We start from the raw sequence: 14,272 nt of genomic DNA, 5'->3' as shown, positions 1-14,272 counted from the left end.
TAAAGTTATGATTTTTAATGGTTTTAATTTTGGCACGAGTATCGCTTAGTGTTCTGATATCAATATCTTCAGTGATGAAAATAAGTTGAAACTGTGATGGATGTCGTAAAAACAAAAGTAGTGAATCGTTTAGCGCTGTGGCAGCAAGCATTGCTGGCAGTGGCTGCAATAATGGTATTAACGTTTTTATATCAAAAGCTTAAAAGCAACAAAGTCAGTGTTGCGCGTTCGCAAATTATTGTGGCGCAAGTACAGCAAGGTGATCTCGATGTGGAGGTATCAGGTTATGGCATTTTAAAGTCTCATCGCCAACAATTGCTAAGCGCTAAAACGGCCGCTACGGTGCAAGAAATTGTACTCAAACCTGGCGCAATTGTGGCAGCCGACAGTGTGATTGTGCGTCTTGATAACCCAGAGCTTCAACAACAGTTAGAAAATGCCAAGCAGGAGCTGGCCAAACTACGTGCTAATTTACGTCAGTTAACGCTCAACAATACTCGCGAAGTACTCAATGAAACCGCAACCTTTGCCCAAATTAACGCCGAATACGAAAACGCAAAATTGAATCTTGCGGCTGAAACCACCTTAATGACACAAGGCGTTGTATCATCGCTTAATTATCAGCGCAGTATTTTAAATGAAGCGCAGCTAAAACAACGTTTAGAGATTGCCAAGCAACGTGCGGTGCAACTCAAAGCGGTGCATCAAGAAGCAGAAAATATTCAATTAGAATGGATTAACCAACAGCAAGGATTAGTGAATACGGCACAACGAAAACTCGACAGCCTTATTGTAAGAGCTGGCTTTGCGGGTGTGCTGCAAAATTTAGCAGTGGAGCTTGGTCAAAGTTTGGCTCCGGGGCAAGAAATTGCGCTGATTGGTTCAACCAAGGAGCTAATTGCCTTAATTAATGTGTCACAAAATCAAATTGACCAAGTAGCCGTTGGTCAAGCGGTTGAAGTCGATACGCGTTTGGCAAAAGTGATGGGGCAGGTGACGCGCATTAACCCTGTTGTGATTAATAACACGGTTGAAGTCGAGGTGAGTTTACCAGTTTCATTGCCCGAAAACGCGCGGCCTCAGCTTAATATCGACGCCAATATTTTAGTCGCACGTTTAACGAATGTCCGTTACATAGAGCGCCCAGCCAATATTAAGTCAAATAGCCAAGCGCAGTTATATCGTATTGATGCAGAGCAACATAAAGCACTGTTAACCCAGATTGAATTTGGTCGTCAAGCGGGGCGTTTTATAGAAATAAAACAAGGGCTTGAATTAAACAGCCAACTCATTATTTCAGATTTAACCAATTTGGCGCAGACCCACCCCGAGCTGGCTATTGACTAATCACGTCCTCGCGATGCGCTGACATCTTTTAATAAGAATTTTATTTCTAATTTAATAACTAATTTAATAACGAATTCAACAAGGAAAACACAATGACGACCACACCCAATCGTATCCATAATCAACACCATGATGTTGTGATAACAATGAGTAATATCAGTAAGGTGTTCGAAACCGAAGAGTTACAAACGTACGCCCTGCGCAATGTTAATCTAACCATTTATCGGGGTGAGTATTTATCCATTTCTGGGCCATCAGGCTGTGGTAAATCGACCTTGTTGTCATTGCTCGGTTTACTTGATTTACCCACTAGTGGTGAATACTTTATTGAAGATAAAGACGTATCGTCGCTGACGTTGAATCAAGCGGCTGAAATCCGAAATGAAAAAATAGGTTTTATTTTTCAGTCATTTAATTTAATAGATGAACTTAGTGTATTTGACAATGTGGCCTTGCCGCTGCGTTACCATGCCAGTAAACCGAATAAAGAAACCATTCAACAAAAAGTTAAAGCTTGTCTTGAAAAAGTAGGTTTAGGCCATCGGATGAGCCATAAACCGAATCAGCTCTCAGGTGGGCAACAACAACGGGTTGCCATTGCTCGCGCCCTTGTCGCAGAACCAGCTGTGTTATTGGTTGATGAGCCAACCGGTAACCTTGATTCAAAATCGGGCGACCAAGTGATGCAAGTGCTGCACGAGCTCAACCTAGCAGGCACCACCATTTGTATGGTGACACACGACCCACGTTATGCCGATATGGCCACTCGGCAACTTAAATTGCTCGATGGTGAAATTTTAGGCGAGGTGCAACAACACCAACCACATCATGACGCTATTCAAACGGCTATTTAATTGAGCGCTTTGCAAGGTCGAATAAAAGGAATGTTGCAATGACATATCAACTTCAGGCTGCTTGGCAGAGTTTAAAACAGGCTCCCTTATTTAGTGGTGCGGTTATTGGTACTTTAAGTTTAACGCTTGGAGCATTGATCACGGTACTAACAATGGCGTATTTACTGCTTTATAAACCATTGCCTTACCCAGATCAGGCGCGGTTAGTGAAAGCTGAATATGTGCAAATTGATCAAACAGGAGAAATTAATACCCGTGCATTTAATTACCAAGCACTGCTTCATTTGTACCAAAATCATGGCGTATTTGAACAAGTCGCATTGGTCTATTATGGCGAACAAATTGTTGATTCTTTAGTGCAATTACCGGTTAAAAATACTGCGTTTGTTACCCCTGAATGGTTTGATGTATTTGCAGTGACAATGCATTTGGGGCGTGCTTTTGATGCCCGTGATGGCCTCAATCAACAGCATCCAGTTGCGGTATTAAGTTATGACAGTTGGCAGCAAGACTTTGCCAGCGATAACGCCATTATTGGCAAAACTGTCGTGATTAATCAGGTGAGTTTTGAAATTATTGGGGTGGCTGCAGAGCAGTTTATTGAACCTGAGATTTTAAAAACTGGGCGCAAAACCGCAATTTGGTTACCTTGGGATTTTAATTTAACCTCAGAGCGAGCCCGTAGCTTTTGGTGGAACCGTTATTCTGACAGTCACTTTATTGCCAAATTGCCAGCAGGTACCGATAAAGATGAACTGGCTGCACGTTTATCAATTAATGTGAATGATGTGTGGCAACAACATGTTTCAGATTCTGAGTTTTTTAAAGGTTGGCAGGTTGCCCTTGAGCTCAACGCCCTTGATGGCGTTATTTTAGGTGACAAAGGGCAGAGCGTGATGTGGCTGCTGGTGGCGGTCTTGGGGTTGTTGATCATTGCCACTGCGAATATGAGTAATTTATTTATTGCCCGAACTGTTAAGCGTGGTCAAGTCATCGCTATTATGTGTGCAATTGGTGCGAAAAAAAGCGCGTTATTTCGCCTGTTTTTGTCTGAAGCGGGGCTGTTATTGGGTATTTCAGCGGTGCTTGCGCTGGGTTTTGCCTATGGCATGCTGCGGCTATTGGCCGATTTTTTCAAAGTATTATTACCAAGAGCGCAAGAAATACAGCTTAATAGTATTTCGGTTGCAGCTATCATGGTGATTGGAGGGGTGCTCGCGTGGTTGTTTGCAGCTATAAGTACGCAGATGATCCACTATCGCTCATTATCGAGCCATTTAAAATCATCAGGTAAAAGCACGGGTATTCAAGTAAGCCCAACTGCTCGGCAATTGATGATAATTTTTCAGGTGGCTGTGGCCAGTTTTTTAGTGGCGATGAGTAGTGTTACGCTTAAGCAAAATTGGCAAGAAATTTTAATCGCTGAACAGATGCCTTTGGCGAATTTAGCCAGTTTAAGGATCAGTACCGTCACGCATTTGAGCGGCGATAATCGGCGCAATTTGCTTGAACAAGCGGTGCAAAAAATCTCAGCGTTGCCAGAAGTTGAACAAGTTAGCAGGTCGCGATCTCCTTTTGAAGATAACCTTATTACATGGTCGTTGATTGAACTCAGTGAACAGCAACAAGTGCTCCCTGAAGGTAAAGTGATTGATGCCCATTATTTTAATTTAATGGCTCAAACACTCGTGGCAGGTGAGTCTTTTACGCCAGATCACTACGGTGAAAATGACAATTATTTGGTGATAAACCAAGTCTTAGCACAGCAACTTGGCGGTAATGCGATTGGCAAAAAACTCAGTTTTGATGTCACTGCGGGGCCTGAAAATGCATTTACTATTATTGGTGTGGTGCGCACGCTCGACATCCCTGGTAAAGGTGCAACGCCAGCCAAAGTATTTCGTGCCAGACGAGGCTCATCAGATTTACTAATCCAATTTAAAGCGGGGCAGTCGGTCAGCAAAGCACTGCTTAATCAACAATTACAGCAACTTGATGCAGGGCTTGCGGTATTTAGTTACACCCCACTTGCAGCACAACGTCAAAAAGCACTCTTTCGCCCCTATAGCACATTAGTGATCAGTGCTGGGCTTATTGTGGTGACCTTATTACTGACAGGTTTAGGTTTGTTTAGTGTATTGCGCTACGCAGTCACATTAAGGCGAACAGAAATTGGGATCCATATGGCGGTGGGGGCACCGCTTAACCGATTGTTCATACTTGTATTTAAAGATAATAGTATTGCACTGAGTATGGGGTGCGCATTAAGCGCCCTTGGTTTAGTCATGGCGTATTATTGGCAGCCTTTTGGCTATCAGTGGGTGGTTGATACAGCCTCGGTGTTTATTATCACCACGAGTTTTATCATCACCTTAAGCTTGGCTTTTGTGGCGAGTTTGTTACCGCTCCAGCAATTTTGTTCTCGTCCTGCCATTGAAAGTTTAAGGGGGCTAAAATAATGAGTTATTTGTTACTGCAAGCGTGGCGCTCGTTACGCCATCACAACGTATTTAGCGTTAATGTACTGTTTATTTTAGCGGTCAGTATGGGCGCGTTAATGGCTGCGCTGACCTTATATTTGCAAGTGATGGTGAAACCTTTACCGTATCCACACAGTGAGCGTTTATTTAGCGTTAAAGGTCATATTTATCATCAAGATAAGCCCTTTTACAGCAACGCACTGTCGGCCGTGGCCGCCTTTGATATTGCACAAGATTCTGTGTTTGATTTAGCGAGCCCATTGCTTTATCACGATATTTTAATGGTCGCCGAGCAGGCAAGCCCAAGGCTAAATGCCACCTTTGGTTTTGCTCATTTATTTGAACTGATGGGCATGGAGTTTGAACTAGGTGGGCCGTTTAGTGAGCCAAGCAGCCGCCACGCGTTTAATCATGAAGTCGTGGTTAGCTATGCTTTTTGGCAAAATCAATTAGCAGGTGCAGGTGATGTAATTGGCACAACCATTCGTTTACGTGAGCAAAGTTATCGTATTACAGGGGTATTAACACAGCAAAGCCAAGAAGTTGAACTTTATCAACAAGGGCGCTTTAGCGCGGTGTTTTTACCATTTTTAGCTAGCAACTGGGCGAATATCTCACCAGGAAGCAGCGGGGCTATTCGTCCGAAAATAAAAGTACTGGGGCGGCTAAATAGTCAGTTTTTAGCCAATCAGGCCGCGCAGATTATAACGCCGCAGCAACAACAAAAGTTTAAGCAAGATCACCTCAATACTCCGTTTAAAGATCATGAAGTGCGCTTTGAACTGATATCACTGCGAGAGCAGTTACATGGCAAGAGTGAAACCACAAGCCATACCTTGTTACTGGCAGCTGTTGGGTTATTGCTGATTGCGTTAGTGAATGTATTGGCGTTATTTATTATGCGCGTGACCGAGCAGCAAAAAAAACTGGCGATTGAAATGGCGCTGGGGGCGACACCACGCCATGTATTTACTCAGTTATTACTACAAACTGGGTTGCTCTTTTTTATTAGTTATCTATTGGCTAATGCCATCGCTTATGTACTACTACAACAAGTACAGTTTTGGGGCAGTCACGAATTTAGTTTATTGAGTCGTTTAGCGCTGGCATGGCCGGTTCAGTTGACAATATTGGGTTTATGTTTTGGGCTTGCAATAGTATTTGCTTTATTAGCACTCTTGAAGCTAAACGCTAAACAGCTCGTTTTGTCGCTGCGCCAATCGGGCAAGGGCGCTGCGCAGCAGTTATCAACCGCAATTAAACAAGGGTTGCTGGTGGCACAGTTGACACTGGCTTTATTGCTGGTGGCGGCTATGAGTAGCATTATGCTGTGGAGTTGGCAGGCGCTGAATACGCCACTTGGTTTTAATGAGCAAAACCTGTATTTACTTCAGTTAGATCAACCCGATTTTGACTATAACGGCGAGGTTTATGCAGCTAAAAAGCACCAAGCGCTCACACTGCTTACAGCCATACAACAGCTACCTGAGGTAAGCAGTGCGGCATTGGCGATGGATCATCCCTTAGAATATGCTTGGTTTAGCGCAGTTAATACCGAGTTTAATAAGGCAACGCAAATCAATCCCTATGGTCATGGCATCAGCGCGGGATTTTTTAATACCACAGAGCAAACTATTTTAGCGGGGCGAACTTTTACCGAGCATGAAGTGAATAATAACGCCCGCGTGATGTTAATTAATCAAACGGTGGCCAATAAGCTTGGCCTGACCTATCAAGATATTGGCCGTACACTTTTTTCACGCCAACCCGACCAGCCTTATACCTTAATTGGGATTGTTAAGGATATTCACCAACCTAATCTTGGGCCAATTGAGCGGGTTTATTTACCGGTTAATTTTTATCACACTCATATCCTTATTCGTACGCAACATGGCATCAAGCCAAGTATCAATGCACTTAATAAGCTGATCCAACAAGTCAACCCACAAGCGCGAGTATTGGCCTTTATCTCAATTGCAGACTTTAAATCGGCCGCATTTAAATATCAGCGCCTCGCATTATGGAGTAGTTTTTTACTTGGTAGCTTTGCACTTTTAATCGCAGCCAGTGGTATTTATAGTTTACTCAATTACCAACACACCTTAAGCCGTGCGCAAATGGGCATGCATTTATTGCTAGGCGCAACAACGTCTCGTTTTATATGGCAGCAAGCAATAGTCATGTTGACCTTATTATTAAAAGCGTGTTTGTTACTTGCAGTGTGTTTTGGTGTGGTACTGCTGCTCAGTGAACCAAATGACTTCGCCTCATGGTTAACGAGTAGCCCACTTATTATTAAAGGAATAATTGTGAGTTTATTGTTAGTTACCGCAGTGCTTTTTAGCAGTGCATGGCATACCAGCCGCGCTTTACTGACGAGTTGGCCGATGCACAATTTACGCAGTTAAGGTTGCAAAAAATTACCTGAACTAAGGTGGATGACAAAACGGTATTTTATGTGGTGCATCAGGAAACGGATGCACCACGAGGTAGGTTTATGCTGTATCTAAGGTGAATAATCCAAAGCATTACTCGACAGCATAGGGTAAGGCTCTGTATAATTTGCGCCCTCATTTAGACCGACATTTACGCAAGCGTTTAGCTGGTTTTTTGTACTATAAAACGATTTGCAGGCATTGCTTAGGAATTAATTTTGATCTCAACCGCTAATATCACCATGCAGTTTGGTGCCGAACCTTTGTTCGAGAATATTTCCGCTAAATTTGGTAACGGTAACCGTTACGGCCTTATTGGCGCCAATGGTTGTGGTAAATCAACATTCATGAAAATCTTAAGCGGTGTACTAACGCCGACATCGGGTAATGTCTCAATCACTCCTGGTTTAAAAGTAGGCACTCTAAGCCAAGACCAATTTGCCTTTGAACAATATACGGTAATTGATGCCGTAATTATGGGCGATACCGAACTTTGGAAAGTAAAACAAGAACGTGACCGTATTTATGCTTTGCCAGAAATGAGCGAAGAAGACGGCATGCGCGTGGGTGACCTTGAAAGCCAATACGGTGAAATGGACGGTTACAGCGCCGAAAGCCGCGCCGGCGATATTTTGTTAAAAGCAGGTATTGAAGAAGAATTCCACTTTGGTTTAATGTCACAAGTGGCACCCGGTTGGAAACTGCGTGTACTTTTAGCGCAAGCCTTGTTTGCCAATCCTGATATTTTATTGCTCGATGAACCGACCAATAACTTAGATATTCATACCATTGGTTGGCTTGAAAACGAGCTAAACCAACGTAAATGCACCATGATCATTATTTCTCATGACCGTCACTTTTTAAACGCCGTGTGTACTCACATGGCCGACATTGACTACGGTGAGCTGCGTATTTACCCAGGTAACTACGAAAAATTTATTGAAGCCTCAACCCTTATCCGTGAGCAACTGTTAGCGGGTAATGCGAAAAAGCAATCTGAAATCGAAGAGTTACAAGACTTCGTAAACCGCTTTGGTGCTAATGCATCAAAAGCAAAACAAGCCAGTTCACGCGCTAAACGCATGGATAAAATTACCCTTGACGAAGTTAAATCAAGTAGCCGTATCGCCCCTAGCATTCGTTTTGCTGAAGGCAAAAAAATGCATCGCCAAGCGCTGATTTTAGAAAACTTTGGTCATGGTTTTGATGGCGAAATCTTGTTTGAAAAAGGTGAGTTAATTTTAGAAGCAGGTGCAAAACTGGCGATTATTGGCGAAAACGGTGTGGGTAAAACCACATTTATTCGTTGTTTAATGAATGAACTTGCTGCAAATAACGGGGTCGTGAAATGGTCTGAAAATGCCTTAGTGGGTTATTGCCCGCAAGACAGCACTAAAGATTTTGATAACGACTTAAGCTTATTTGATTGGATGTCGCAATGGCGCACCGCAAAACACAACGACTTAATGGTTCGCGCCATGTTAGGGCGTTTATTGTTTACCGCTGATGATGCCAATAAAAAAGCCAAAAATTGCTCGGGTGGTGAAAAAAACCGCCTGTTATTTGGCAAATTAATGATGCAAGATTTCAACGTATTAATCATGGATGAACCAACCAACCACATGGACATGGAAGCCATTGAAGCGCTGAACAATGCACTGAAAGATTACCAAGGCACCTTGATTTTTGTCAGCCATGACCGTGAGTTTGTATCGTCATTGGCAACTCGAATTATTGATATTAAAGATAAAAAAGTAGTCAACTTCCACGGCACCTTTGATGAATACCTAGCCAGCCAAGCAGAGCAAGCTGCATTATTAGGTGTACGTTAAGTCAGTTTGCTTATAACTGCATCAAAGTGCTTACGCTTAGTTGTCACTTTATAAGTCATACGTTGTTTAACAACTTAATTGAGCTTCGCCTTTAACTTTCTGGTTTTATACAGCGTTATTTTAAAACCTTCTTTGCGCAAGCTCTTACATAACTCACCGTAGCCTAGGCTTAAAACATAAACATATTACACAAAAAACTCAGCGACTTAATCGGATTAAATTAAGTCGCTGATTTTGGCTTGGCGAGGGGGTTAAATTAAAACAGATAGTCGGTGTTTTATGCCCCTCACACACAATTACGAGAAAATAAAAAATAAAGATCAGTCTTTTTAATCAAAAGTGGTTATTTGATAAAAATATTTTTATAGTGGCGCCATTGGCAAGCTGCCAAGCATTAAAAAGGTAATGAAAGAGTATGAAAAAGAGTAAACGCTCTGATGAGCAAAAAGTTGAATTAGGAAGAGGGCAGATTAATCATAATGCGTTAGCTGCTTTAGTCACATCTAAACTGTTTCAAGTGCAAGTTGTAAAAGCTAAAAAAGGCAAAGGTTCGTTTGAACGTAACGCAAAACACAAAGGCCAAGAGCCTTATTTAATGGTTGCTTAAAAAGCATTCATCAAATAAGGTTTTTAATAGTATGAGTAACAAGGGGTGGTTATGCCTTTACCTTCAACGCAGTCAAAAAACCTCACCATCTTGCCAACTAGTCGTTTAAAATTTTCATTTATTACATCGGCTGATGCCAATTTATTGTACGAACTCGATCAAGACCCTGCAGTAATGCACTATCTTACAGGCGGTATCGCAACGTCATTTGAGGCTATCCACAACGTTTTTTTACCGCGCTTGGCCCAATATGCCAACCCAGAGCAAGGATTTGGTTTATGGAAAGTGCGTTTAATCGACACCGATGAGTTTATAGGTTGGGTATTAGTACGGCCAATGGATTTTTTTAGTGACAGCCCTCAGTACCACAACCTTGAATTAGGTTGGCGGTTTAAACAAGCGTTTTGGGGAAAAGGGTATGCCTCAGAAGCCGCAAAAACAGTATTAAATGCCTTGGCTTTGCAACGAGGCTACAGCCAATTTTCGGCCACGGCATTGGCTGATAATGTGGGCTCTATTTCGGTAATGAAAAAGCTAGGTATGGAATATATGAAAACGTATTTACATCACGACTCTTTGGGGAAACACCACGCAGTTTATTACTCGGTAAGCTTAACCTAACGGCTGACTAATAAACCTGAACTCTGGATAATAAATCTATCTCCAGTGGCTATTTTCAACGATAACTACGTTGAGTTTACTTGCAATAGACCCGTTATTTCGCCTTGTTATCCCTGTAAATCTCCGTCTGGAGAATTTCTGGATTTTTATATAAATTAATACGTTAGACAATCTATTAACCAGAGCTCAGGTTAATAAATCACTTTCAGGCCGTTTTTAATACGAATCAATTAACTAAGGTGTGGGAATAACGATGGGAGTCGATTGATAAACATCGATAACGCCTTGATGTTTATCAATCGTAGGTCAATAGCAGGTAAATTGTGAGTTATGGCATTTTTGCCACAGGCTGCACATCAAGACCATAACCAAACATAACAGCCAAGACTAATACAACGGCTGCCGCTAACATTAGTTTGAGCAACAATGGCAAACAAAAGCGGAACCAGTGACCGTAAGGCACACCGGCCATGCCTAAAATTCCCATTAATACGGCATTAGTAGGAATGATCATATTTGAAAACCCATCACCAAATTGGTAAGCAAGAACAGCAACTTGGCGTGGTACACCCACTAAATCACCCAGCGGTGCCATTAATGGCATCGTGACATAGGCTTGCCCAGAACCTGAAGGAATAAAGGTGTTGAGCACGGTTTGAATTACTAGCATGCCCACAGCTGAAATTTCAGCGCTGACATAAGAAAGTGGTAAAGACATTCCGTGTACTAAACTATGTAAAATTTGGCCATCTTCTAAAATCAAAGCAATACCACGGGCAACACCAATTAAAATTGCAGTAGTGACTAAGTCTGATACGCCTTCAATAAAACGCTCAGCGGTTTCATCTGCTGTCAGTTGTCCAAGTACGGCTATTAATGCACCCCAAGCGATAAACACACCGCCTAACTCATACAAATACCAGCCTTGTGTGGCAATGCCCCATACGGCGATACACAATACAATGATAAAGCTTCCTAAAATCATTTTGTGGCGTGAATTAAGCGCTGGATAATCAGGCTTTGATTGATTGGCTAAAATACACGGTACCCCTATCATCATTGAACGGCTTGGGTCTTTAGCAACATCTTGGGCATAGCGCCAAACGTGATGAAAACCAATAAGTACAAAGGGCACAAATATCGCTAAACGTAACCAAATCCCAGAATAAACAGGTACTTCGGCTATTTGTTGTGCAATGAGCACGGTAAACGGATTAAACGCCGACACACCATACCCAATGCCATAACCTGCAACAATCATACCCACGGCAGTCATCGCATCAAGGCGCATTGCTTTACACAGCGCCACTAAAATAATCACAAAGGGAATGTATTCGCCCGCAGTACCGATGGTGCTCGATGCAAGGGCAAAACAAAAAACCACCATAAAAATGAGGCGTTGTGGTGCGCTGCCGTGGCGTTCAAGTAAGCGGCCAATTAACGCATCAACGGTGCCAGTTGCACGGGCAATTGCTAATACACCACCCACAATTAAGACAAAGAAAATGACATCTTGCGCTGCTGCAAAAGCGCGCGGTATAGCCGTTAGTAAATCCCACGGGGTCAGGTATTGGCGTTCAGCCACCGTTTGGTAGGTACCTGCAACCACCATTTGGCGACCTGATTCTGAAAGTGTCGTATCAAAAAAACCTTGTGGCACAAGCCAAGTAGCAATGAGCGCAGCGACCATCATCCCTAATAACAAAATAAGGGTATGAGGCACTTTGAGGATATTGCTCATAAAAGTATCTCCATTGTTTTAGATTATGTAATGCAGTTTGAAGGTTCACAAAGTGACATGGGTGATAATACAACACCGTTGTAGTAATCGATAAACAGCCAAGCTGTCAGAGAAGGGAATAAATCACGTTTTAATACTCTTATGAGTGTGAAAACGTGATCAAACTGCAGTTCTCTTAAGCTTTCAGGGGGATGGCAAGCTCGGTGAAATTGTAACATGGCTTGTTGCTATTTTTTAAACGTTCAGATAAAGAAGCGCATCCCCGAGTGTAAGTATTTTGCTACACTCGGGGGTTTTGCTCGGTTGTTAAGCCTTAACTCTTTGTGACAATGCTATCTCTGCGTTTGAATTGTTACTGTTTAATCAATACTCGGTATAAATTGAGCGGCGCGGCGAATAGGGTTGGCTTGCTCAAACCCATAGGCAATTTCAATTAAGGTTCCTTCACTCAAACGCGCACCAAAAAATGAAATGCCCAAGGGTAGCTCATGATGATAGCTCATCGGCACAGTGATCAAAGGGTAACCAGCAATAGCAGACGGTGAGGAGCTCGCTCCTGCAAAATGGTCACCGTTAATAGTATCAATCACCCATGCTGGGCTATTTGTTGGGGCTGCAATTGCATCTAGCTGATGCATTTGCATTAAAGCATCAATGCCGTTTTTACGCGCTTTTGATGCTATCAGTGTCTGAGCTTGTTGATAATTAGGCGATGTTAAATCGGTTTTATCGTTAGCCATAGTTAACAGCATTTGGTTAAAACGGGTTAAATTGGTGTTTTTTTCATTAAATTGGATCAGTTGCTCAAGCGATTTGACAGGAACGTCTTTTGAAGTCTGTGCTAAATACTGATTTAAATCATGTTTAAAATCATATAGAAGCACATCAAACTCGGCTTGAGATAACGCTTCTTGGCTTGGCAACTCCAAGTTATCAATAATAATCGCCCCTTGTGCTTTGAGTACGCTCAGGGCTTGATTAAATGCCGCTGTACTGACGGCATTAAAATCGCTCACGTTGCGGGCAATGCCAATGCGTTTCCCTTTTAGGCCATCTTTTTTGAGAAATTGGCGATAGTCGATGTAACCCGGATGAGTTGCAAAAGAGGCTTCTTTTGGATCGGGCTGAGCAAGGACAGTAAGAAGCAGCGCCGTGTCTGCAACGGTACGCGTCATAGGGCCTGGAGAGTCTTGCGAGGCCGATAGTGGCACAACGCCACTGCGAGAAATTAACCCCACACTTGGTTTTAAACCCACTAAAGAGGTATGCGAAGCAGGGCAGGTAATTGAACCATTCGTTTCGGTGCCTATGGCCGCAACCGCAAAGTTGGCCGCGACAGCCACTGCCGAACCGGAACTCGAACCACAAGGCGTTCGATTTAATACATATGGGTTTTTTGTTTGGCCACCAACATCGCTCCAACCACTGGAACTGACACTCGAGCGAAAATTAGCCCATTCGCTTAAATTAGCTTTACCAATAATAATCGCACCCGCTTGTTTGAGCTTTTCGATTAAAAAGGCATCGTTTGGCGTGTAATTATTTGCTAAAGCTAACGCCCCCGCAGTGGTCGCCATGCCATCGTTGGTATCAATGTTATCTTTAACAATAATCGGCATCCCTAATAACAGGCCAGATGAGTGGCCTTGTTGGCGTAATAAATCTTTTTGTTTAGCCAGTTCAATTGCTTGAGGGTTGGTACTGATGACTGCGTGCAGCTGATAACCTTGCTTATTATTTTTACTGATAGCATCAAGATAAAACTGACTGACTGCTTGATAACTTGTTTGATTGGTTTGAACCAACTCTTGCAGTTGCTTGATACTCATTTCGTTTAAATCAGCCGATTGAAGATAAAAGGATGAAAAAAGTGCACTCAATGCCAGCGGTGTTTTATATAAAGAGCAGAAAGGTTTGCGCATAGTCATAGACCCGTTGTTATTCGTTTTGAGTTACTTTACTAACCGTACGCCAATAGACAAGTAAATTTTAGAAAATAACCATCAGTGATTTTTGACGTAAAAGGCAAGCATAAAAAAAGAGCAAGATGCTCTTTTTTAAAAGTAAAACGTTTGGCTAAAAATGCTTTAAAACCCTTTTTTACTATAAATAGTCACTTTGTTTGAGACTAACGTTACAGCGATATTTTTGCTGTCGTTACCCCAAATACAATTGGTATGTAAGGTTTTTTCTTCACACTTATCGGCACTGCCTAATAATGTTTCGATTTCTGTTTTATCCATGCCAACTGTAATTTTTTCGTAATGCTCTAAGTCTACTTTGCTACATGCGGTTAATAATAGGGCGATAGCGGCGATGGTGAATACTTTTTTCATTGTTGTTCCTTAATAATGT

The 14,272-nt window shown here is 42.4% G+C and carries 10 protein-coding genes; 7 read left to right on the top strand and 3 right to left on the bottom strand.

Going from position 1 to position 14,272, the window contains the following annotated elements:
- Positions 1–96 precede the first annotated feature (96 nt).
- From AC3KZC_RS09640 to AC3KZC_RS09610, 7 genes are all read left to right on the top strand, one after another.
- A complete protein-coding gene (locus AC3KZC_RS09640) occupies positions 97–1,347 on the top strand; it encodes an efflux RND transporter periplasmic adaptor subunit (protein WP_490578781.1) in 1,251 nt (416 codons plus the stop codon).
- Between the two features lie 92 nt (positions 1,348–1,439).
- Entirely contained in the window at positions 1,440–2,201 is a 762-nt protein-coding gene (locus tag AC3KZC_RS09635) for an ABC transporter ATP-binding protein (RefSeq protein WP_490578752.1), read from the top strand.
- 38 nt (positions 2,202–2,239) lie between these two features.
- Entirely contained in the window at positions 2,240–4,660 is a 2,421-nt protein-coding gene (locus AC3KZC_RS09630) for an ABC transporter permease (RefSeq protein WP_490578753.1), read from the top strand.
- Positions 4,660–7,089 (top strand): ABC transporter permease, encoded by a 2,430-nt coding sequence (locus AC3KZC_RS09625; RefSeq protein ID WP_490578754.1) that lies wholly within the window; start codon positions 4,660–4,662, stop codon positions 7,087–7,089. The genes AC3KZC_RS09630 and AC3KZC_RS09625 overlap by 1 nt, the downstream gene beginning before the upstream one ends.
- A gap of 245 nt (positions 7,090–7,334) precedes the next feature.
- The gene (locus tag AC3KZC_RS09620; RefSeq protein ID WP_490578755.1) at positions 7,335–8,948 is read left to right on the top strand and encodes an ABC-F family ATPase; all 1,614 of its coding nucleotides are present in this window, start codon (positions 7,335–7,337) and stop codon (positions 8,946–8,948) included.
- Positions 8,949–9,363: 415 nt separating this feature from the next.
- Positions 9,364–9,555 carry an alternative ribosome rescue factor ArfA gene (gene arfA, locus AC3KZC_RS09615; protein ID WP_490578756.1) on the top strand — a complete coding sequence of 64 codons (192 nt, stop codon included), beginning with the start codon at positions 9,364–9,366 and terminating at the stop codon, positions 9,553–9,555.
- A 51-nt stretch (positions 9,556–9,606) separates the two neighbouring features.
- Positions 9,607–10,176, top strand: coding sequence for a GNAT family N-acetyltransferase (locus AC3KZC_RS09610; RefSeq protein WP_490578757.1), 570 nt, complete (start codon positions 9,607–9,609; stop codon positions 10,174–10,176).
- Positions 10,177–10,504: 328 nt separating this feature from the next.
- Here AC3KZC_RS09610 and AC3KZC_RS09605 read toward each other — a convergent pair whose 3' ends face one another.
- The 3 genes from AC3KZC_RS09605 to AC3KZC_RS09595 all read right to left on the bottom strand — a co-directional run bounded on the left by AC3KZC_RS09605 (position 10,505) and on the right by AC3KZC_RS09595 (position 14,253).
- Positions 10,505–11,917: a YfcC family protein gene (locus AC3KZC_RS09605; RefSeq protein WP_490578758.1), complete on the bottom strand. Its 1,413-nt coding sequence runs from the start codon at positions 11,915–11,917 to the stop codon at positions 10,505–10,507.
- A 359-nt stretch (positions 11,918–12,276) separates the two neighbouring features.
- Positions 12,277–13,839: an amidase gene (locus AC3KZC_RS09600; RefSeq protein WP_490578759.1), complete on the bottom strand. Its 1,563-nt coding sequence runs from the start codon at positions 13,837–13,839 to the stop codon at positions 12,277–12,279.
- 165 nt (positions 13,840–14,004) lie between these two features.
- On the bottom strand, positions 14,005–14,253 hold the full coding sequence (locus AC3KZC_RS09595) for a DUF3862 domain-containing protein (protein ID WP_490578760.1): 249 nt from the start codon (positions 14,251–14,253) through the stop codon (positions 14,005–14,007).
- Positions 14,254–14,272 lie beyond the last annotated feature (19 nt).

Source organism: Pseudoalteromonas sp. J2K-J031, assembly GCF_058197095.2.
This window is presented reverse-complemented; position numbering and strand designations above follow the sequence as displayed.

Excerpts from the sequence above, each read along its gene's own strand:
- AC3KZC_RS09610 (WP_490578757.1), top strand. The coding sequence starts at position 9,607 with ATGCCTTTACCTTCAACGCAGTCAAAAAACCTCACCATCTTGCCAACT.
- arfA (WP_490578756.1), top strand. The coding sequence starts at position 9,364 with ATGAAAAAGAGTAAACGCTCTGATGAGCAAAAAGTTGAATTAGGAAGA.
- AC3KZC_RS09635 (WP_490578752.1), top strand. The coding sequence starts at position 1,440 with ATGACGACCACACCCAATCGTATCCATAATCAACACCATGATGTTGTG.
- AC3KZC_RS09630 (WP_490578753.1), top strand. The coding sequence starts at position 2,240 with ATGACATATCAACTTCAGGCTGCTTGGCAGAGTTTAAAACAGGCTCCC.
- AC3KZC_RS09640 (WP_490578781.1), top strand. The coding sequence starts at position 97 with ATGGATGTCGTAAAAACAAAAGTAGTGAATCGTTTAGCGCTGTGGCAG.
- AC3KZC_RS09595 (WP_490578760.1), bottom strand. The coding sequence starts at position 14,253 with ATGAAAAAAGTATTCACCATCGCCGCTATCGCCCTATTATTAACCGCA.
- AC3KZC_RS09625 (WP_490578754.1), top strand. The coding sequence starts at position 4,660 with ATGAGTTATTTGTTACTGCAAGCGTGGCGCTCGTTACGCCATCACAAC.
- AC3KZC_RS09600 (WP_490578759.1), bottom strand. The coding sequence starts at position 13,839 with ATGCGCAAACCTTTCTGCTCTTTATATAAAACACCGCTGGCATTGAGT.
- AC3KZC_RS09605 (WP_490578758.1), bottom strand. The coding sequence starts at position 11,917 with ATGAGCAATATCCTCAAAGTGCCTCATACCCTTATTTTGTTATTAGGG.